Here is an 18,958-nt window from a genome sequence, read left to right as displayed (position 1 = left end):
GCAGCGTCGCGATGCGCAGCGACTTTCCGGGCTTCAACAGCGGGAGCGCGCGGCTGCCAGCGCGGGTGGCGGCGCGCAGGCCGGCGGCATCGCCGTCGAAGCACAGGATCGGTTCATCCACCAGCCGCCAGGCCAGCGCCAATTGCGTCTCGGTCATCGCCGTGCCCAGCGGCGCCACCGCCTCGGCGATGCCGGCCTGGGCGAGGCCGATCACGTCCATATAGCCTTCCACCACGATCAGCCGGTTCACCTTGCGTGCCGCCGGCCCGGCGAGATCGAGATTGTAGAGCAGCCGTCCCTTGTCGAAGAGCGGGCCATCGGCGCTGTTCAGATACTTGGGCTGCACATCGCCCAGCGCGCGGCCACCAAAGCCCACCACGCGCCCGCGCCGATCGCGGATCGGGAACATCAGCCGGCCGCGGAAGCGGTCGAACGTCTCGCCATCCTCCGACTTGCCGATCAGGCCGGCCTCCAGCAGCTTCTCGGCCGTGGCCTCCTTCAGGTGGCCGCGCAGCGCCGTGCGGCTGTCGAGCGAGAAGCCCAGCCCGAACTGCTTGCGCGTTGCATCCTTCACTCCGCGCCGGTCGAGATAGGCGCGCGCCGCCGCACCCGCCTCGCCGGCCAGTTGCGCCTGGAACCACTGCGCCGCCTTGCTGGTGAGATCTGCAAGGCTGTCGGCCACTTCGGCCTTGGCCCTGGCGTCGGGGGAGGGGGCCGGCACTTCCAGACCGGCTTCGGAAGCCAGCTGCTTCACCGCCTCCATGAACGGCAGGCCCATGTTGTCGGTGAGGAAGCGGATCACGTCGCCATGCGCGCCGCAGCCGAAGCAGTGATAGAAGCCCTTGTCGTCGTTGACGTAGAAGCTCGGCGTCTTCTCGTTGTGGAAGGGGCAGCAGCCCTTCATCTCGCGCCCGGCGCGGGTGAGCTTTACGCGCCGGCCCACCACGCCCGAGACGGGCACGCGGGCACGCAGTTCGTCGAGGAAGGCCGGCGACAGGCTCAGGAGAGGGCCGCCTTCACCAGCCCGCTGGCCTTCGACATGTCGAGCTTGCCGGCAAAGCGTTCCTTCACGGCGGCCATCACCCGGCCCATGTCCTTCACGCTGCTCGCGCCCAGTTCAGCGACCACGCCCCTGATGGCGGCCAGTGCCTCGGCCTCGTCCATCTGCTTGGGCAGGAAGCCTTCGATCACCGCCAGCTCGGCGCGTTCGGCATCGGCCAGTTCGGTTCTGTCGCCCTTCACATACATCTCGATCGATTCGCGGCGCTGCTTGGCCATCTTCATCAGCACGTCGGCCACCACCACGTCGTCGTCGGCCGGTGCGGCGCCGGTCCTCAGCTCGATGTCCTTGTTCTTCAAGGCGGCCGAGATCAGCCGCAGCGCGCCCAGCCGGGCGGTGTCCCTGGCCTTCATCGCCTCGGTGGTGGCGGCCTTGATGGCGTCGCGGAGCATGTTCGGCCTCGTGGGGTGATAATCGGGTTGCGTCTGCCTGCCAGATAGCGTCTTGAACCGCGAAAGAACAGATTGACGGGCGGCGCGGGCGCCCCTATCCGCCCAGCCGTTTGTCCGCCAGAGTAGCCCGCCGCACAAAAGGAACCCCCAGCATGGCCGTCGCCAAAGCGCCCGTCCAACCCAAAGGTGCGACGGGGGTATTGGTGCTGGCCGATGGCAGCGTGATCTGGGGCCATGGCTTTGGCGCCGAAGGGGTTGCGGTCGGCGAAGTGTGCTTCAACACCGCGATGACCGGATACCAGGAAGTGATGAGCGACCCCAGCTATGCCGGGCAGATCATCACCTTCACCTTCCCGCACATCGGCAATGTCGGCGCCAACAACGAGGATATCGAATCGGCCAACCCGCACGCGCTGGGCTGCGTGGTGCGCGAACCCGTCACCGCCGCCGCCAATTTCCGCAGCCAGCGCCGCTTTGATGACTGGATGAAGGCCTGGGGGCGCATCGGGGTGTCTGGCGTCGACACCCGCGCGCTGACCAAGCGCATCCGCGAAGGTGGCGCGCCCAACGGCGTCATCGCCCACAACAAGGCCGGGCAGTTCGACGTGAAGAAGCTGCTCAGCCAGGCCAAGGCGTGGCCGGGGCTGGAGGGGATGGACCTCGCCAGCGTGATTTCCGCCACCCAGAACTACAGCTGGGATGATGGCCTGTGGACGCTGGCCGGCGGCTATGCCGTCCACAGCGGCAACCCGAATGGCCCGCACGTGGTCGCCATAGATTATGGCATGAAGCGCAACATCCTCAGGAACCTCGTCGCCGCCGGGGCCCGTGTCACGGTGGTGCCGGCGACCGCGACGTTCGACGAGATCATGGCGCTGAAGCCCGATGGCATCTTCCTGTCGAATGGCCCCGGCGATCCGGCCGCCACCGGCATCCATGCCGTGCCGACCATCCAGAAGATATTGAATGCCGGTCTGCCGTTGTTCGGCATCTGCCTTGGCCACCAGCTGCTCGGCCTCGCGGTCGGCGCCAGGACGGTGAAGATGACGCAAGGGCACCGCGGCGCCAATCACCCGGTGAAGCGGCTGGAGGACGGGCGGGTGGAGATCACCTCGATGAACCATGGCTTTGCCGTCGACACCGACACGCTGCCCGCCACTGCGCGGCCCACCCACATCTCGCTGTTCGACGGCACGCTGGCCGGCCTGGAGCTCACCGACCGGCGGGCGTTCAGCGTGCAATATCACCCCGAAGCCAGCCCCGGCCCGCAGGACAGCATCTATCTGTTCGAGAAGTTCGTGGGCTCCCTTGGCTTGAACCGGAACGCCTGATGCCCAAACGCACCGACATCCAGTCCATCCTCATCATTGGCGCCGGTCCGATCATCATCGGCCAGGCCTGCGAGTTCGATTATTCGGGCACGCAGGCGGTCAAGGCACTGAAGGCCGAAGGCTATCGCATCATCCTGGTCAACTCCAACCCGGCCACGATCATGACCGATCCGGAGCTGGCGGACGCGACCTATGTCGAGCCAATCACGCCCGCCATCGTCGCCAAGATCATCGCCAAGGAACGCCCCGATGCGGTGCTGCCCACCATGGGCGGGCAGACGGCGCTGAACACCGCGCTGGCGCTGGCGCGCGACGGCACGCTGGAAAAATATGGCGTGCAGCTGATCGGCGCCGACGCCGAGGCCATCGACAAGGCCGAGGACCGGCTGAAGTTCCGTGACGCGATGGACAAGATCGGGCTCGAATCCCCGCGCAGCCGCATCGCCCACACGGTGGAGGAGGCGCTGGCGGCGCTCGAGCATGTTGGCCTGCCATCGATCATCCGGCCCAGCTTCACGATGGGCGGCACCGGTGGCGGAATCGCCTACAACCGGGAGGAGTTCATCCGCATCGTCACCGGCGGGCTCGACGCCAGCCCCACCACCGAGGTGCTGGTGGAGGAGAGCGTGCTGGGCTGGAAGGAGTATGAGATGGAGGTCGTGCGCGACAAGCACGACAATGCCATCATCATCTGCTCCATCGAGAACATCGATCCGATGGGCGTCCACACCGGCGATTCGATCACCATCGCGCCGGCGCTGACGCTGACCGACAAGGAATATCAGATCATGCGCAACGCCAGCATCGCGGTGTTGCGGGAAATCGGCGTAGAAACAGGGGGTTCCAACGTCCAGTTTGCAGTGAACCCGAAGGATGGCCGCCTGGTCGTCATCGAGATGAACCCGCGCGTCTCGCGCTCCTCGGCGCTGGCCTCGAAAGCAACGGGCTTTCCCATCGCCAAGGTCGCGGCACTGCTCGCGGTGGGCTACACGCTTGACGAGATCATGAACGACATCACCGGCGCCACCCCGGCCTCGTTCGAACCGACCATCGACTATATCGTCACCAAGATCCCGCGCTTTGCCTTTGAAAAGTTCAAGGGCGCCGAGCCGCTTCTCGGCACCGCCATGAAGTCGGTGGGCGAGGTGATGGCGATCGGCCGCAACTGGCAGGAAAGCGTCCAGAAGGCGTTGCGCGGGCTGGAGACCGGCCTCACCGGCTTCGACGAGGTGGAGAGCCTCAAGGGCGCCACCATTGAGGAGATCGAGGCGGCGCTGTCGCGCCCGACGCCCGACCGTCTGCTGGTCGCCGCCGACGCGCTGCGCGCCGGCATCAGCGTCGATCGCATCCACCAGATTGCGAAGTTCGAACCCTGGTTCCTCAGGCAGATGCAGGAACTGGTTGAGGCTGAGGCCGAGGTGAAGGCGAACGGCCTGCCCACCGACGCACAGGGCTTCCGTCGCCTCAAGGCCATGGGCTTTTCGGACGCGCGCCTCGCCCATCTCGCCGGCACCACGGAAGGCCGCGTTGCCGCCGCCCGCCGGGCGCTGAACGTGCGGCCCGTTTTCAAGCGCATCGACACCTGCGCCGGCGAGTTCGCCGCCAAGACGCCTTACATGTATTCCAGCTACGAGGCGCCGAGCTTTGGCGAGCCGGATTGTGAGAGCCGGCCGACGGCGTCGCAGAAGATCGTCATCCTCGGCGGCGGCCCGAACCGCATCGGGCAGGGCATCGAGTTCGACTATTGCTGCTGCCACGCCTGTTTCGCGCTGGATGATGCCGGCTTCGAGACTATCATGGTGAACTGCAACCCGGAAACCGTCTCGACCGATTACGACACGTCGGACCGGCTCTATTTCGAGCCGCTCACGGCCGAGGACGTGCTGGAGATCCTCCACACCGAGATGCAGAACGGCGAACTGGTCGGCGTCATCGTGCAGCTGGGTGGGCAGACGCCGCTCAAGTTGGCTCAGGCCCTCCAGGATGCAGGCATCCCGATCCTGGGCACCAGCCCCGACAGCATCGATCTTGCCGAAGACCGCGAGCGGTTTGCGGCGCTGATCGGCCAGCTGGGCCTGAAACAGCCGGAAAACGGCATCGCCCGCAGCGCCGAGGAGGCGGTGCGCGTCGCCGAGACCATCGGCTATCCGGTGCTGATGCGCCCCTCCTACGTGCTCGGCGGGCGGGCGATGGAGATTGTCGACACGCGCGCGCAACTCGAGACGTACATTCGCGAGGCGGTGGTGGTCTCGGGCAGTTCGCCGGTGCTGATCGACCGTTACCTGCGCGATGCCATCGAGGTGGACGTGGACGCCGTGGCCGATGGCGAGACCGTCTATGTCGCCGGTGTGCTCGAGCATATCGAGGAGGCCGGCGTCCATTCGGGCGACAGCGCCTGTTCGCTGCCGCCCTACAGCCTGCCGGCCGCCATCATCACCGAAATCGAGCGGCAGACGGGCGTGCTGGCCCGCGCCCTGAAGGTGAAGGGCCTGATGAACGTGCAGTTCGCGGTGAAGAATGGCGAGGTGTATCTCATCGAGGTCAACCCGCGTGCCAGCCGCACCGTGCCCTTCACCGCCAAGGCGACCGGCATCCCGGTGGCCAAGATCGCGGCGCGGGTGATGGCCGGCGAAAAGCTGGCCAGCTTCGATCTGTCGCCCCGCAATATCGGCCAGCATATCGCGGTGAAGGAGGCGGTGTTCCCCTTCGCCCGCTTCCCCGGCGTCGATCCGGTGCTCGGCCCGGAAATGAAGTCCACCGGCGAAGTGATGGGGATCGACAGCGATTTTGCCATCGCCTTCGCCAAGAGCCAGCTGGCTGCCTTCACCGTGCTGCCGGAAGCTGGCGCCAATGCCGGCCCAGATGCCAAGAACGTGTTCATCAGCGTCAAGGACAGCGACAAGCCGCAGATCGTGGCGGCAGCGCGCGACCTTGTTGGCCTGGGCTTCGCGCTGGTCGCCACCAGCGGCACGGCCGAGGTGCTGGAAGCCGCCGGCATCCCGGTCACCCGGGTCAACAAGGTGGCCGAAGGCCGGCCCCATATCGTTGACCGCATCAAGGATGGCGGCATCGCGCTGATCTTCAACACAACCGAAGGCCTGCAGTCGCTGAAGGACAGTCAGTCGATCCGCGCCTCGGCGCTTTATGGCCGGGTGCCCTATTACACCACGGCGCCGGCCAGTCGGGCGGCGGTGGCGGCGATTGCGGCCCTCACGCGGCAGACGCTTGAAGTTCGGCCGCTTCAATCTTATCATCGGCAGTCCTGACGGGCATATTGGCCCGCAGCTTTCGCCCCTGATGGCCGAATCCCGGCGATCAGGGGCAAATCATTGCAACGATGTCGAGGAAGTGCTTGCGATCATGGCGACGATGGAAAAGGTGCCGATGCTGCCGACAGGGCATGAAGCCCTGCTGGTGCAGCTGCGGCAACTGAAGGAAGTCGAGCGGCCGGCGGTGGTGGAAGCCATCGAGGAAGCCCGCGCTCACGGCGACCTGTCGGAAAATGCCGAATATCATGCCGCCAAGGAGCGCCAGGGCCAGATCGAGGCCCAGGTGATCGAACTGGAGGACATGCTGGCCCGCGCCATCGTCATCGATCCCAAGACGCTTTCGGGGGACAAGGTGGTGTTTGGCGCCACCGTCCACCTGATCGACGAGGACGACAAGCCGGTGACCTACCAGATCGTCGGCCAGCACGAGGCCAATGTCCGCGCCGGGCGGATCAGCTTTTCCTCGCCGCTGGGCAAGGCGCTGATCGGCCGCCGCAAGGCCGACGAGGTGGAGGTGCACACCCCGTCGGGCGACAAATACTACACCATCGACCGCGTTGAATTCATCTGAGCCTGTTCCGGCGCCGCCGGTCGTCGGGGGCGTCGATCCGCCGACGGTGACGCGCTGGCTGGTGCTGGCCAATGCCGTGCTTGCCATATTGATGGGCCTCGCCGGCGAGCAGGCGCGGCAATGGCTGGTGTTCTGGGGCGGACTGGTGCCGCTGCGCCTGACGCTGGCGGTTGATGGCCAGGTGCCGGTGCTGGGTGCCGTCTCCACGCTGTTCGGCCACATGTTCTTGCACGGCGGGGCGCTGCACCTTGTCATGAACATGGTGATGCTGCTCGCCATCGGCCGGCTGCTGGAGCCGGTGCTGGGCGCCCGGCGCTTCCTGATGCTCTATGTCTTGTCAGGCCTTGCCGGTGGGCTTGCCGAATGGGGCTGGTCGCCGCTTAGCGCGGTGCCGGCGGTGGGCGCTTCGGGCGCCATCTCCGGCTTGGTGGCAGCCCAGGCCATGCTGTTCGGCCAGTCGAAGCGCAGCCCGCTGGTGCAAGCGCTGGGTCTGGGCGTGGCCTGGGTGGTGCTGCAGGTGCTGGCCGGTGCCGCGCTGGCCGGGCCGGGTCTGCGCATCGCCATCATGGCGCATATCGGTGGCTTCATTGCCGGGCTGGTGCTGGCCCGGCCACTGGCCAGGGGCGCCTAGTCCGCCGGCACGCGGCTAATCCACCGGCACGCCGGGCCGTGACAGGGCGGTGCGGATGACGAAGCTGGTCTTCACGCTTTCGACGTTCGGCGCCGGCGTCAGCTGGCTGGTCAGGAACTTCTGGAACTCCTGCAGGTCGTGGGCGACGACCTTCAGGATGAAGTCGATCTCGCCATTTAGCATGTGGCATTCGCGGACCTGGGGCAGGGTGGCGCAATGCTCCTCGAAGGCCTTCAGGTCGGCCTCGGCCTGGCTCTTCAGGCTGACCATGGCAAAAACGGTGATGCCATAGCCCAGCGCGACCGCATCGAGATCGGCGTGATAGCCCAGGATCGTGCCGTTCTCCTCCAGCGCCCGCACCCGCCTGAGGCAGGGCGGCGCAGTCAGCCCGGCCCGCGTGGCCAGATCGACATTGGTGATCCGCCCCTCGGCTTGCAGATTGCGCAGGATCACCCGGTCGATATCGTCGATCGGCAGGCGCGAACGATGCACCAAGGCGTAACTCCCAATCCCTTTGCTCCCGGTTCCTGATAACATTGTTTCAAATGTGCGCAAGATAGCGCGTTGCAGCCGCCGGTTTTCGGCAAGCGACATGGCTGCACTGGAAAAGGCTGCAAATTTCCTTAAGTCAGGCCGCACCATGGCCGGCGCCTGCCGGCGTCCAGGAGATTCGCCTTCATGTCCCGTCACGCCAAGGTGCTCATCATCGGTTCGGGCCCGGCCGGCTATACTGCGGCCGTCTATGCCGCGCGCGCCATGCTGGCCCCGGTCCTGCTGCAGGGCCTGCAGCCGGGCGGCCAGCTGACCATCACCACCGAGGTGGAGAACTGGCCCGGCGAGACGATGGTGATGGGCCCTGACCTGATGGTGAAACTGGAAGCGCAGGCGCGCCATGTCGGCACCGAGATCATCAGCGACATCGTGACGAAGGTGGACCTGTCGCGCCGGCCGTTCGTGCTGGAGACCGACAGCGGCCAGGGCTGGACGGCGGACAGCATCGTGATCGCCACCGGCGCCCAGGCGCGCTGGCTGGGCCTTGCCAGCGAGACCCGTTATCGCGGCTTCGGCGTGTCGGCCTGCGCCACCTGCGATGGCTTCTTCTTCCGCGGCAAGGAGGTTGTCGTGGTCGGCGGCGGCAACACCGCGGTGGAAGAGGCGATGTTCCTCACCAAGTTCGCCTCCAAGGTCCACCTCGTCCACCGCCGCGGCGAACTCCGGGCCGACAAGACCAACCAGGCCCGGCTGCTGGCCAGTCCCAAGGTCGAGATGCACTGGCACAGCGAAGTCATCGACGTGGCGGGCACCGACGCGCCGCTGAAGGTGACCGGCGTCACCCTGAAGGACACGCGTGACGGCAGCACCCGGCCGCTGCCCGTCGATGGCCTCTTCGTGGCCATCGGTCATGATCCCGCCACCCAGCTGTTCACCGGTCAGTTGCAGATGGACGATGAAGGCTACATCATCACCGCACCCGACAGCACGGCGACCAGCGTGCCCGGGGTGTTTGCCGCCGGTGACGTGAAGGACAAGTTGTATCGCCAGGCCGTCACGGCGGCCGGCATGGGCTGCATGGCAGCGCTGGAGGCAGAGCGTTTTCTGGCGCACGGGTAGGATGCACGTCCGCAGGACCGGTTGAAGGAGAGCGGTGATGTTGGCCACCTTCCTGCGCTGGTTTCTTGGACCGTTCATCCTGTGGATCGCGGTGGTGATGCTGGTCAACAGCCCCGGCTGGTTGCTCGGAATCGTGGCGGCAATCGTGGCCGTGCCGTTGGGCGGATTTCTGTATGGCGTGGTGCAGGCCCTGCTGTATCCAGCCGGGCGGGAGCGCGTGGACAGATGAGCCTCGACTGGGAAAAACTGCGCCTGTTCGACGTCGTGGCTGAAGCCGGAAGCTTCACCGAAGCGGCCCGCCGCCTGCACATGAGCCAGCCGGCGCTGTCGCGCCAGATCGCGGCGCTGGAGGACAGCCTGGGCGCCAAGCTGTTCCACCGCCATGCCCGCGGCCTTGCCATGACCCACGAGGGCGAACAGCTGCGCGCCGCCACCGCCGAGATGCACGAGCGCATCGACCGCACCGCCCAGGCCATCGACGCCAGCCGCGACCGGCCGACCGGCGCCATCCGACTGACCACCACCGTCTCCTTCGGGTCGACCTGGCTGGCGCGGCAGCTCGGCGATTTCCTTGATCTCTATCCTGACATCAGCGTGCACCTGATGCTCACCGATGCCGATCTCGACCTGGCCAAGCGGGAGGCCGATGTGGCGATTCGTTTCCACCGGCCGTTCCAGAGCGAGCTGATGCAGCGGCCGCTGGCCGGTATCCGCCACCATCTCGTTGCCAGCCCCGAATATCTGGCGCGGCACGGCGAGCCGAAATCGATCGCCGATCTGGAGCGCCACCGGCTGATCGCCTATGGCGATGCTGCACCGGATTATCTGAAGGGAATCAACTGGATCCTCGAGCTGGGCCATGAAGGCCAAAGGCGGGCCGCGGCGCTGACCATCAACAACAGCCATGGCGTGCTCCAGGCGGTGGAGGCCGGCGCCGGCATCGCGGCGCTGCCGTCGTACCTGGTGCGCTTTTCGGGCAAGGTGCAGGTGGTGCTGCCGCAGGTGGAAGGCCCGGTGTTCCGCACCTTCTTCACCTATCCGTCCGAGCTGCGAAGGTCCTTGCGGATTGCGGCGCTGCGGGACTTTCTGGTGGCCCGGATGACCAGCGCCGCGCTCGACATCTGAGCCGTTCGGGTGAGGTGAGGCGGCCTGTCGCACCCCACATGCCAGCCCCGTATTGCACCGGATTCCATGCAGTTGCGGGCGCTACGCCTGTCGCAGCCATGCAGTATATGCATGGCTGCCTCCCGTCATTGTGCAGTGCAAAATAATCCGGCGCGTCCGTATATGGATCGTGTCGCCGCGATACGCGGCCGCGCCGGGCCTGCTGCTCTCCTCCCCCCCTTGCAGCCCGCCCGGCTGGTCTGGCCCGCCCGCCCCCTCCCTGGGCGATGGTCAGCCGACCCGGCAAGCGCCTCTCCCCCGGCGCCCGGGTCACGATCAAGGGCCGGACGCTCCTCCCCCCGAGCGTCCGGCCCTTTTTCTGTTCCGCCTGTCGCGCCCTCGCGCCCCTGCGACGCGGGGGCCGCTTGTCAGGTGAAGCCGGCCTTCCCATCTGCCCTGCCATCGGCTAACCGCTCAGGCACCGGTCGGGCCTGTAGCTCAACGGTTAGAGCTGGCCGCTCATAACGGCTAGGTTGGGGGTTCGAATCCCTCCGGGCCCACCGGACGTGCGGGAGGACAGGTGCGCGAGGAACAGTTACTTGACGGTCCGGCAGCACTTGTCCCGGCACCTGAAAGGCCGCGCGGCAACTGGAAGACCTGGATCGGGGCCCTGCTTGGCCTGCTGGTGCTGGGCCTGGCGGCGTGGGGCCTCAAGAAGATTTCTGGCCAGGTGACGCTGGCCGACGTGCTGGCCGAGATCCAGGCAACGCCTGCCCCCCTCATCATCGCTGCTGCCGTCTCCACCTTCCTCTCCTATGTCGTGCTGGTCGGCTATGACTGGTTCGCCACCCGCCACCTTGGCTACACGCGGATTGGCTGGCCCACGTTGGCGTCGGCAAGCTTCGCCAGCTTCACGATGAGCCACACGTTGGGCCTGACGGTGCTGACTGGCGGCACCGTGCGCTATCGCATCTACACCCGGGAAGGCGTGTCCCCGGTCGACATCGCGATGATCATCCTGTTGTGCGGCTGGACCTTCTGGCTGGGCATCATCTTCGTGGCCGGCATCGGCCTTATCGTCTCGCCCGATCTGGCGGCACCCATCCGCGCCTGGGTGCCGCCGGGCCTTGAGGAATGGACCGGCGCACTGCTGTTGCTCGGTGTGCTGCTCTACACGCTGATCGCCACCTTCTGGCGCGGCAACCTCAGGATCTGGCGCTATCGCTTCGCCCTGCCCACGGGCCGGGAAACGCTACAGCAGATTGCCATCGGCACCCTCGATCTGGCGCTGGCCGGTGGCGCGCTGTACATCCTTCTCCTGCCCGTCGAGGGCATTCCCGATCTGCTCACCTTCCTTGTCATCTACGCTGTGGCCATGGTCACTGGCGCGCTCGCCCATGCGCCGGGCGGGCTGGGCGTGTTCGAACTCGTCATCGTTGGCCTGATGCCGGCGGCGGACAAGGCCGGCGTGCTGGCGGCGGTCGCGCTGTTCCGCCTGCTCTACACCTTCATCCCGTTCATCCTCGGCGCCCTGCTGATCGCGGTGCTCGAACTGCGCGCGCTCAGGGCAGCGCGCGCCGCTGCTCATCAAGACGCCGCGCCAGCTTCGAGCGCCAATAGCCACTGAGACCGGCTAGGGCGGCCAGTTCGGCGAGCTCCTCGATGCGGCCCGCCCGGCCGGCGGCGATTGGTGAAAAGCGACTGATCGGCCAGGCCGGGTTGGGCCGCTCGATCACGACATGGCCATCGCCGGGCGCAATGTGGCCAGCCTCGAGCACCCTCAGATACCAGCCGCAGCGGCCGGAGCGCACCATCGCCTTCACCACCTGCGTCGTGCCCAGCACGGCGGCAAAGGTGGAACAAGGCTCGCGGATCTGGGCCACCTGAAGCGTCGCCGTGCCACAACGGATGATGTCACCCAGATGGACGCTCGCCTCATCAAGGCCCTCGACCACCAGATTCTCGCCCATCGCGCCCGGCCCCAACCGGTCAACAAGCGCCGGAAACTCGGCCCGCCAGCCGGCGTAGCCGGACAGCGGATAGGCATAAACCGCCTTTTCCGGGCCACCGTGGACGCGGGTGTTGCCCACCTGATCACCTGCCAGCCCAAGCTCGTGCACGGCCACCGGGCCATCCACGCGCTGGCGGTGATAGGCGGAAGGGCGCGCCACGCCGGCAACCGACTGCGGCGTGCCAATGCGCAGCTGCGCGATAATGCCACTTGCGATCATCGTCCTTTGCCCTGACACTCGAGTTCTTGTTCCACAAGACGAAAGGAGGTGATCCAGTGTCTCATTGCTTCATCAACGGCGCGAAGGCGCTGGTGGCCCCGGTCGAGATCGGGGATTGCTGACACACCAGACACCGCCCTTCGTGAGCGGATGACAATGTGGGGGGCCGCGCAGCAATGCGCGGCCCCTTTCATTTGATCAGAATGGCGGCCTTGGAGAGGGTGAACCAGCCGCCCCAGCCCAGCGCGGTCAGCAGCGGCGCCCAGGCCACAAGCCGCGCCCCCCATTGCACCTGCGCGGCGCTGGCCATGGCCGCCGTGGGCGCTGCTGCTGTCGGTTCGTCCTGTTGCCACAGCGCGTCTGGCACCGGCTTCACCAGCAGAGCCGCCACCAGGCCCAGGACCAGCAGCCCGGCCAGCGCCAGGAAGATGGGGCCATAGACGTCGGCGCGCGGCACGCCAGCCGCCAGCCGGGCATCGCGAACATTGGCGACCAGCAGCGGGCCCAGCACGCCGGCCGTGGACCAGGCGGTGAGCAAGCGGCCGTGGATCGCGCCCACCTGGCGCGTGCCGAACAAATCGGCCAGCCAGGCCGGCACGGCCGCAAATCCGCCGCCATACATTGAGGCGATGAGCGCGAAGCAGGCGAGGAACAGCGGCAATGCGCCACCGGCCGGGCCGGGCAGGGCCACACCATAACAGGCGGCGCCCAATGCCAGCATCAACAGATACAGGGCTTTGCGGCCGATCCGGTCTGACAGGGAGGACCAGATGAAGCGCCCGGCGATGTTGAACAGGCTGATCAGCCCGACAAAGGCCGCGCCCACGGCAGCGGCGGCGCCTTTCTGGGCCTCACTGAACGCCTCGAAGCCGGTGCCTGGCGCGCCAATCAGTCGGCCGCCGAACATCTCCTGCACCATGGGCGAGGCGAGGCCAATGATGCCGATCGAGGCCGAAACATTGAGCAGCAGCACGCACCATACCAGCCAGAATTGCGGCGTGCGGGAGGCAGCGGACAGCGGTACGAAGCGCCCGGCTGCCACCACCTCGGCCGTGCCCGGCGGGCGCCAGCCCGGGGCTGGCAGGCGGAAGCCAAGCGCGCCGCCCACCATGAACAGCGCGTGGCCGGCGGCCAGCACCAGCATCGTCTGCCACACGCCCACGCTGTCGGGCCCTGACAGGGCGGCCATTAGCCGATCGGCCAGAGGGCTGCCTACCATGGCGCCGCCGCCAAAGCCCATGATCGCCATGCCCGTGGCCAGCCCGCGCCGGTCCGGAAACCATTTCAGCAGGGTGGACACCGGCGTGATATAGCCGATGCCAAGGCCGATGCCGCCAACGAAGCCGGTGCCCAGCCAGAGCAACCACAATTGGTGCAGCGCCACGCCCAGCGCTCCGATCGCCAGACCTCCGCACCAGCAGGCCGCCGACGTCAGCCCGGATACGCGTGGGCCCACCCGCTCCACCCAGCCGCCGAACAGGGCGGCCGAAGCCCCCAGCACCACGAAGAACAGGGTGTAGACCCAGACAAGGTCGCTCACCCGCCAATCGCAGATCGCGGTGGTGAGCGCGTCGGCAAGACCCATGCCCTCACAGACGACCGGTCCGCTGATGCCGATGGCATGGCCGAGCGGTAGCCAGAAGACCGAGAAGCCATAGGCCATGCCGATGCACAGATGGATGGCCAGCGCGCAGGGCGGCACCAGCCAGCGATCATGCGTTGCCGCCGCGGTGATGCGCGCGCGTGATGGATGCTCCCCCATAGCGGCCCCGCTGCCCGTGCGACCGGATACGGTCAAACGGGCGATTGACGCAGGCGGGTCAGCGCCCCTTCCACTCAGGCTTGCGCTTCTGGGCGAAGGCCAGCGGGCCTTCCTTCAGGTCTTCGCTACGGAACAGGGCTTGGACGGCCGGGTAGCTGCCCTGGCCTTCGTAGGCGGCGCGCAAGGAGGGGGCTTCGAGGCCCTTCAGCACGGCTTCCTTGGAGGCGCGCAGGGACAGGGGCGAGAGTTCGCACATGGCGTTCGCCAGCGCCTTGGCGCGGGCCAGCAGGTCGGCCGCCGGCACCACTTCGGTGACGAAGCCGAGGTCCTTGCCTTCGGTGGCGGAAACGGTGCGGGCGGTGAGGATCATCGCCATGGCGCGGGAGACGCCGATGGCCCGCGGCAGCCGGTGCAGCCCGCCGGCCAGTGCGGCGAGGCCCACCTTGGGTTCCGGCAGGGCGAATGTGGCGGTGTCGGCGGCCAGGATGATGTCGGCGGCCAGCGCCACTTCGAAACCGCCGCCCATGGCGACGCCGTTCACCGCGGCGATCACCGGCTTGTCGAGATCCCAGCGGCTGGTGAGCCCGCCGAAGCCCGAGGGCGGTACCGTGATGGCATTGCCTTCGGCCTGCCACCTGAGGTCATTGCCGGCGGAAAAGGCGCGGTCGCCGGCGCCGGTGATGATGGCCACCCACAGATCGGGGTTGGCGGCGAAGTCGTTGAACACCGCGTCCAGCTCGGCATTGGCCGGCGGGTGCAGCGCGTTCATGCGTTCCGGGCGGTTGATCGTCACCACCAGGACGCGGCCTTCGCTGGCGACCGTCACATGTTCATAAGCCATGGCAAGTTCCTCCCTGTGCCCAATCATGTGCCATGGCGGGGCAGGGCGGGCGGCCTGATGAAAGGGTGGGGGCCAGCCCCCAGTTACCAACCCAGGGCCGCGCGGGCCTGGCGGGCGTGGCGGTCCGGGCTCTGTTCGATCATCAGCCGGGTGAGATAATGGCCATGGGCGACGCCGCTGCGGAAAAACGCCCAGTCCACGATGGCCTCGGCCGGCACCACCACGCTCTGGCCCATCTGGAAGGCCGGGTTGAGCGGCGGGTTGCCCAGCGTGCCGCGGATCACGCCATCCTCGCGGGTGATGTCGAGCGCCCAGATCAGCTCACGGTCGGGCAGGCCGCTGCCGTGGTTGAGATCGAACTTGAGACCGAAATCCCGGTCTTCCGGCGCCCCCGCCTCGAAGGCGGCCCAGAATTCGCCCAGCGTCTCGCGGGCCTGTTGCTTGGCGGCTTCGGCACGCGGATCATCCAGCGCGAACACGATGCCGGCCGGTGCCTGGAAATGGCGCAGCACTGCCCACGCAGCCACCACCAGTAACAGCACAATCCTGATGATGAGCATGCGCTCCGATCCCTGTTTCCAGAGCGCGAAGATAACAGCTGCCGGTTGCGAAAGCCTTGCCTGAACCGAAAACCCCCGGCCGCGGGTGCAGCCGGGGGTTCCCGTGACGAGACATCGCCTTACGTCTCACCGCCCAGCGCCGGCCGGAGCCAATGCCCCCATCTGCTCCGGCCGGCGCGCGCAGCCATGCCTAGGTGACCCTGAAAGCCGGCGCGCCGCGGTGGAGACGACTTGCGCCGATCTCCCCGAACCCATGCCGAACGGCACGGGTTCTGTGGCGTGTGATATGCCAATTTCTGACATGTGTCAGGCGGTTGCCGTGGTGCGTCTCGATGAATCGGAAAACTGTTGCGGACGTGCAACAGTGGCCGGCACGTGGCCGATCCGGTCGCGCCCTGTTGTGGTGGTGGCCAGCCATGCTAAGGCGCCGTTCACCGTTCCCAGCCCAAGAGAATGTTCGTGCGCCTTTCCCGCTATTTCATGCCCGTTCTGAAGGAAACGCCCGGCGAGGCGCAGGTGATCAGCCACCAGCTGATGCTGCGCGCCGCGATGATCCGGCAGACGGCCGCGGGCATCTATGCCTGGCTGCCGCTCGGCAAGCGCGTGCTGGCCAATATCGAGCGGATCGTGCGCGAGGAGCAGGACCGTGCCGGCGCCATCGAGGTGCTGATGCCCACCATCCAGGGCGCCGATCTGTGGCGGCAATCGGGCCGTTACGATGCCTATGGCCCGGAAATGCTGCGCATCACCGACCGGCACGACCGCGAGATGCTGTTCAGCCCCACGGCCGAGGAGTTGTTCACCGCCATCTTCCAGGCCGGCGCGAAGAGCTATCGCGACCTGCCGCGCAACCTCTACCAGATACAGTGGAAGTTCCGTGACGAGGTGCGCCCGCGCTTTGGCGTGCTGCGCGGCCGCGAGTTCCTGATGAAGGATGCCTACAGCTTCGATGCGGATTTCGCCGGCGCCCGCCACAGCTACAACCGCATGTTCATCGCCTATATGCGCACCTTTCAGCGCATGGGCCTGAACGCCATTCCGATGCAGGCCGACACCGGGCCCATCGGCGGCGACCTGTCCCACGAGTTCATCGTGCTCGCCCCCACCGGCGAGAGCGATGTCTTCTATCACGAGAACTGGTTGCGCCCACGCGACACCGATGGCGTCAACGCCGATGATGCCGCGGCGCTGGCCGGCTTCATCGATGGCCTCAATGCCGATTATGCCGCCACCGATGAAAAGCGCGATCTGGCGGCCGAGACGGCCTGCGGCGCGGCGCTGAAACAGTCCAAGGGCATCGAGGTCGGCCAGGTCTTCTACTTTGGCGACAAATATACCGCGCCGCTGGGTGTCACCGTACCCGGGCCCGATGGCGCGCCCATCACGCCGTTGATGGGCAGCTATGGCATCGGCGTGTCGCGGCTAGTCGGTGCCATCATCGAGGCCTGCCACGATGACGCCGGCATTGTCTGGCCCGACGCGGTGGCGCCGTTCCGCGTGGCGCTGATCAACCTGCGCGCCGACGATGGCACCTGCACCGCCGCCTGCGAGAAGCTCTACGCCGATTTCGCGGCGGCCGGCGTCGACGTGCTCTATGACGACCGTGACGAGCGCGGCGGGGCCAAGTTCGCGACCGCCGACCTGATCGGCCTGCCGTGGCAGGTCATCGTTGGCCCCAAGGGGCTGGCGGCGGGCGTGGTGGAGCTCAAGCGCCGCGCCACCGGCGAGCGGATCGAAGTGCCGATCGCTGAAGTGGTGAGCCGCATTTGATTACTGCGTACGAGCGCATGGTCGCCCGGCGCTACCTGATGCCGGGCAAGGGGGAGGGGTTCATCTTCCTCGTCGCCGGGATCAGCCTGGTGGCCGTGGCGCTCGGTGTGGCGGCGCTGATCGCGGTGATGAGCGTGATGAACGGCTTCCGTGCCGAGCTGTTCGATCGAATCCTGGGATTGAATGGCCATGCCGTGGTGCAGGGCTATGGCGGCCGGCTGACGGACTGGCCGCAGGTTATGGAACAGGCCCGTGCGCTGCCAGGTGTTACAGCCGCACTGCCACTGGTGGAACAGCCGCTGATGGGCAGCTTCGGCGGCCGGGTGGAGGGCGTGATCGTGCGCGGAATGCGCCTGTCCGACATCCGCGCCAACCCCGAGATTGCCGGCAACATCCGCGGCGGCAGCCTGGATGAACTGGCGCCTGGCGCCGGCACTGTGGCGATCGGTGCCCGTCTGGCCGAACAACTGGGCCTGCGCGTGGGCGACCAGATCAGCCTGATCAACCCTGCCGGCCAGTCGACGCCGTTCGGCACGGTGCCGCGCATTGTTGCCTATCGCGTGGTCGCGGTGTTCGAGGTCGGCGTCTACGATTATGACAAGGCCTTCGTGGTGATGCCGCTGGAGGACGCGCAGACGCTGCTGCGCCTCGACAATGATGTCGGCATGATCGAGGTGGTGACCGACGATCCCGACAACGTTGCCCGCATCCTCGAACCGCTCCGCCAGAAGCTGGCCGGCATCGCCGTCATCAACGACTGGCAATCGAGCAATTCGGCGCTGTTCTCGGCGCTGGTGGTGGAACAGACGGTGATGTTCTGGGTGCTCTCCATCATCATCGTGGTGGCGGTGTTCAACATCCTCTCGTCGCTCATCATGCTGGTGCGCGCCAAGACGCGCGACATCGCCATCTTGCGCACCATGGGCGCCAGCCGGGCGGCGCTGATGCGGGTGTTCATGACCGTGGGCACGCTGATCGGCGCGGCCGGGGTTGCTGCTGGCCTGGTGCTGGGCTTCACGTTGCTCACCTTCCGGCAGGGCATCGTCGACGGCGTCTCGCGGCTGACCGGCACCAACATCTGGGATCCATCGGTCAGGTATCTGACGCTGCTGCCGGCCAAGACCGACCCCACGGAAGTTGCCTTCATCGTCGTGCTGGCGCTGCTGCTGTCCTTCCTCGCCACGCTCTACCCGGCGTGGAAGGCGGCCTCCACCGATCCGGTGACGGTGCTGCGCTATGAATGAGCCGGTGCTGGAGGTGACGGGCCTCGCGAAGAGCTTTGAGCAGGGGGGCGCACGCATCGACGTGCTTACCGGCGTTGATTTGTCGGTCGCGCCCGGCGAGATCGTGGCGCTGCTCGGGCCATCGGGCTCCGGCAAGTCGACCCTGCTGCAGGCGGTGGGCCTGCTGGAGGGCGGCTTTTCCGGCTCCATCCGCATCATGGGCGAAGCGGTGGCCGGGCTAGACGATGCGGGGCGCACCCGCGTGCGGCGGCAGCGGCTGGGCTTCGTCTACCAGTTCCACCACCTGCTGCCCGATTTCACCGCGCGCGAGAATGTCATGCTGGCCCAGATGGTGGCCGGCGTTCCTGCCGTGGCGGCCAGCGCCCGCGCCGATGAACTTCTCGGCGCGCTGGGCCTCGGTGCGCGCCTCACCCACAAGCCGGCCCAGCTGTCGGGCGGCGAGCAGCAGCGCGTGGCGGTGGCCCGCGCTCTCGCCAACCGGCCGGCGCTGGTGCTGGCCGACGAGCCCACCGGCAACCTCGACGAGGCGACCGCCGGCCTGGTGCTGGCCGCCTTCCTCGATCTGGTGCGCGGGCAGGGCG

18 protein-coding genes and 1 tRNA gene are annotated in these 18,958 nt (G+C 67.2%); 12 read left to right on the top strand and 7 right to left on the bottom strand.

All coding sequences use genetic code 11. From position 1 onward, the window contains the following. Positions 1 to 1,003: DNA primase (dnaG, locus tag GJV64_RS02535; RefSeq protein WP_164155719.1), on the bottom strand; the 1,003-nt coding region annotated here is incomplete at its 3' end. Continuing rightward, positions 1,000 to 1,452 carry a GatB/YqeY domain-containing protein gene (locus tag GJV64_RS02530; RefSeq protein WP_164155716.1) on the bottom strand — a complete coding sequence of 151 codons (453 nt, stop codon included), beginning with the start codon at positions 1,450 to 1,452 and terminating at the stop codon, positions 1,000 to 1,002. The genes dnaG and GJV64_RS02530, both read right to left, overlap by 4 nt. Before the next feature lie 152 nt (positions 1,453 to 1,604). Here GJV64_RS02530 and carA point away from each other — a divergent pair, with 152 nt between their 5' ends. The 4 genes from carA (at position 1,605) to GJV64_RS02510 (ending at position 7,254) form a co-directional block, all read left to right on the top strand. After that, positions 1,605 to 2,783, top strand: a complete 1,179-nt coding sequence (gene carA, locus GJV64_RS02525) for a glutamine-hydrolyzing carbamoyl-phosphate synthase small subunit (RefSeq protein WP_164155715.1) — start codon at positions 1,605 to 1,607, stop codon at positions 2,781 to 2,783. Further along, a complete protein-coding gene (carB, locus tag GJV64_RS02520; RefSeq protein WP_164155714.1) occupies positions 2,783 to 6,049 on the top strand; it encodes a carbamoyl-phosphate synthase large subunit in 3,267 nt (1,088 codons plus the stop codon). The genes carA and carB overlap by 1 nt, the downstream gene beginning before the upstream one ends. Before the next feature lie 94 nt (positions 6,050 to 6,143). Continuing rightward, positions 6,144 to 6,623: a transcription elongation factor GreA gene (greA, locus tag GJV64_RS02515; protein ID WP_164155713.1), complete on the top strand. Its 480-nt coding sequence runs from the start codon at positions 6,144 to 6,146 to the stop codon at positions 6,621 to 6,623. A gap of 46 nt (positions 6,624 to 6,669) precedes the next feature. Next, a complete protein-coding gene (locus tag GJV64_RS02510; protein WP_164155712.1) occupies positions 6,670 to 7,254 on the top strand; it encodes a rhomboid family intramembrane serine protease in 585 nt (194 codons plus the stop codon). 15 nt (positions 7,255 to 7,269) lie between these two features. Here the strand turns inward: GJV64_RS02510 and GJV64_RS02505 are convergent, their stop codons facing one another. Then, a complete protein-coding gene (locus GJV64_RS02505) occupies positions 7,270 to 7,749 on the bottom strand; it encodes an Lrp/AsnC family transcriptional regulator (protein ID WP_205599501.1) in 480 nt (159 codons plus the stop codon). A 183-nt stretch (positions 7,750 to 7,932) separates the two neighbouring features. Between GJV64_RS02505 and trxB the strand changes: the two genes are divergently transcribed. The 5 genes from trxB (at position 7,933) to GJV64_RS02480 (ending at position 11,596) form a co-directional block, all read left to right on the top strand. After that, entirely contained in the window at positions 7,933 to 8,865 is a 933-nt protein-coding gene (gene trxB, locus GJV64_RS02500; protein ID WP_164155711.1) for a thioredoxin-disulfide reductase, read from the top strand. 37 nt (positions 8,866 to 8,902) lie between these two features. Further along, positions 8,903 to 9,094, top strand: a complete 192-nt coding sequence (locus GJV64_RS02495) for a hypothetical protein (protein ID WP_164155710.1) — start codon at positions 8,903 to 8,905, stop codon at positions 9,092 to 9,094. Next, a complete protein-coding gene (locus tag GJV64_RS02490; RefSeq protein ID WP_164155709.1) occupies positions 9,091 to 9,990 on the top strand; it encodes a LysR family transcriptional regulator in 900 nt (299 codons plus the stop codon). Before GJV64_RS02495 ends, GJV64_RS02490 begins: the two co-directional genes overlap by 4 nt. A gap of 466 nt (positions 9,991 to 10,456) precedes the next feature. After that, a tRNA-Ile gene (locus tag GJV64_RS02485) sits at positions 10,457 to 10,529 on the top strand. A gap of 20 nt (positions 10,530 to 10,549) precedes the next feature. Beyond that, positions 10,550 to 11,596 (top strand): lysylphosphatidylglycerol synthase domain-containing protein, encoded by a 1,047-nt coding sequence (locus GJV64_RS02480; RefSeq protein WP_164155708.1) that lies wholly within the window; start codon positions 10,550 to 10,552, stop codon positions 11,594 to 11,596. On the opposite strand, the gene GJV64_RS02475 is transcribed toward GJV64_RS02480, so the two are convergent. The 4 genes from GJV64_RS02475 to GJV64_RS02460 all read right to left on the bottom strand — a co-directional run bounded on the left by GJV64_RS02475 (position 11,532) and on the right by GJV64_RS02460 (position 15,363). Continuing rightward, positions 11,532 to 12,200 (bottom strand): MOSC domain-containing protein, encoded by a 669-nt coding sequence (locus tag GJV64_RS02475; protein ID WP_164155707.1) that lies wholly within the window; start codon positions 12,198 to 12,200, stop codon positions 11,532 to 11,534. The genes GJV64_RS02480 and GJV64_RS02475 overlap by 65 nt on opposite strands. Before the next feature lie 190 nt (positions 12,201 to 12,390). Continuing rightward, positions 12,391 to 13,962 carry an OFA family MFS transporter gene (locus GJV64_RS02470; protein WP_164155706.1) on the bottom strand — a complete coding sequence of 524 codons (1,572 nt, stop codon included), beginning with the start codon at positions 13,960 to 13,962 and terminating at the stop codon, positions 12,391 to 12,393. Between the two features lie 58 nt (positions 13,963 to 14,020). After that, a complete protein-coding gene (locus GJV64_RS02465) occupies positions 14,021 to 14,803 on the bottom strand; it encodes an enoyl-CoA hydratase-related protein (protein WP_164155705.1) in 783 nt (260 codons plus the stop codon). 83 nt (positions 14,804 to 14,886) lie between these two features. Then, positions 14,887 to 15,363, bottom strand: a complete 477-nt coding sequence (locus GJV64_RS02460) for a DUF2314 domain-containing protein (RefSeq protein ID WP_164155704.1) — start codon at positions 15,361 to 15,363, stop codon at positions 14,887 to 14,889. Between the two features lie 459 nt (positions 15,364 to 15,822). Here GJV64_RS02460 and proS point away from each other — a divergent pair, with 459 nt between their 5' ends. From proS to GJV64_RS02445, 3 genes are all read left to right on the top strand, one after another. After that, positions 15,823 to 17,133: a proline--tRNA ligase gene (gene proS, locus GJV64_RS02455; RefSeq protein WP_164155703.1), complete on the top strand. Its 1,311-nt coding sequence runs from the start codon at positions 15,823 to 15,825 to the stop codon at positions 17,131 to 17,133. Positions 17,134 to 17,150: 17 nt separating this feature from the next. Next, on the top strand, positions 17,151 to 18,377 hold the full coding sequence (locus tag GJV64_RS02450) for a lipoprotein-releasing ABC transporter permease subunit (protein ID WP_164155717.1): 1,227 nt from the start codon (positions 17,151 to 17,153) through the stop codon (positions 18,375 to 18,377). Further along, positions 18,370 to 18,958: ABC transporter ATP-binding protein (locus tag GJV64_RS02445; protein WP_164155702.1), on the top strand; the 589-nt coding region annotated here is incomplete at its 3' end. The genes GJV64_RS02450 and GJV64_RS02445, both read left to right, overlap by 8 nt.

The sequence above is a fragment of the Sandarakinorhabdus rubra genome (genome assembly GCF_010994245.1).
Lineage (GTDB): Bacteria > Pseudomonadota > Alphaproteobacteria > Sphingomonadales > Sphingomonadaceae > Sandarakinorhabdus > Sandarakinorhabdus rubra.
The sequence above is the reverse complement of the archived record's forward strand: the minus strand, read 5'-3'. Positions and strand labels throughout refer to the sequence as shown.

What these genes read in the sequence shown, in the direction of transcription:
- GJV64_RS02530 (WP_164155716.1), bottom strand. Translation starts at nt 1,452, where the DNA reads ATGCTCCGCGACGCCATCAAGGCCGCCACCACCGAGGCGATGAAGGCC.
- carA (WP_164155715.1), top strand. Translation starts at nt 1,605, where the DNA reads ATGGCCGTCGCCAAAGCGCCCGTCCAACCCAAAGGTGCGACGGGGGTA.
- carB (WP_164155714.1), top strand. Translation starts at nt 2,783, where the DNA reads ATGCCCAAACGCACCGACATCCAGTCCATCCTCATCATTGGCGCCGGT.
- greA (WP_164155713.1), top strand. Translation starts at nt 6,144, where the DNA reads ATGGCGACGATGGAAAAGGTGCCGATGCTGCCGACAGGGCATGAAGCC.
- trxB (WP_164155711.1), top strand. Translation starts at nt 7,933, where the DNA reads ATGTCCCGTCACGCCAAGGTGCTCATCATCGGTTCGGGCCCGGCCGGC.
- GJV64_RS02495 (WP_164155710.1), top strand. Translation starts at nt 8,903, where the DNA reads ATGTTGGCCACCTTCCTGCGCTGGTTTCTTGGACCGTTCATCCTGTGG.
- GJV64_RS02490 (WP_164155709.1), top strand. Translation starts at nt 9,091, where the DNA reads ATGAGCCTCGACTGGGAAAAACTGCGCCTGTTCGACGTCGTGGCTGAA.
- GJV64_RS02475 (WP_164155707.1), bottom strand. Translation starts at nt 12,200, where the DNA reads ATGATCGCAAGTGGCATTATCGCGCAGCTGCGCATTGGCACGCCGCAG.
- GJV64_RS02470 (WP_164155706.1), bottom strand. Translation starts at nt 13,962, where the DNA reads ATGGGGGAGCATCCATCACGCGCGCGCATCACCGCGGCGGCAACGCAT.
- GJV64_RS02465 (WP_164155705.1), bottom strand. Translation starts at nt 14,803, where the DNA reads ATGGCTTATGAACATGTGACGGTCGCCAGCGAAGGCCGCGTCCTGGTG.
- GJV64_RS02460 (WP_164155704.1), bottom strand. Translation starts at nt 15,363, where the DNA reads ATGCTCATCATCAGGATTGTGCTGTTACTGGTGGTGGCTGCGTGGGCA.
- GJV64_RS02450 (WP_164155717.1), top strand. Translation starts at nt 17,151, where the DNA reads ATGGTCGCCCGGCGCTACCTGATGCCGGGCAAGGGGGAGGGGTTCATC.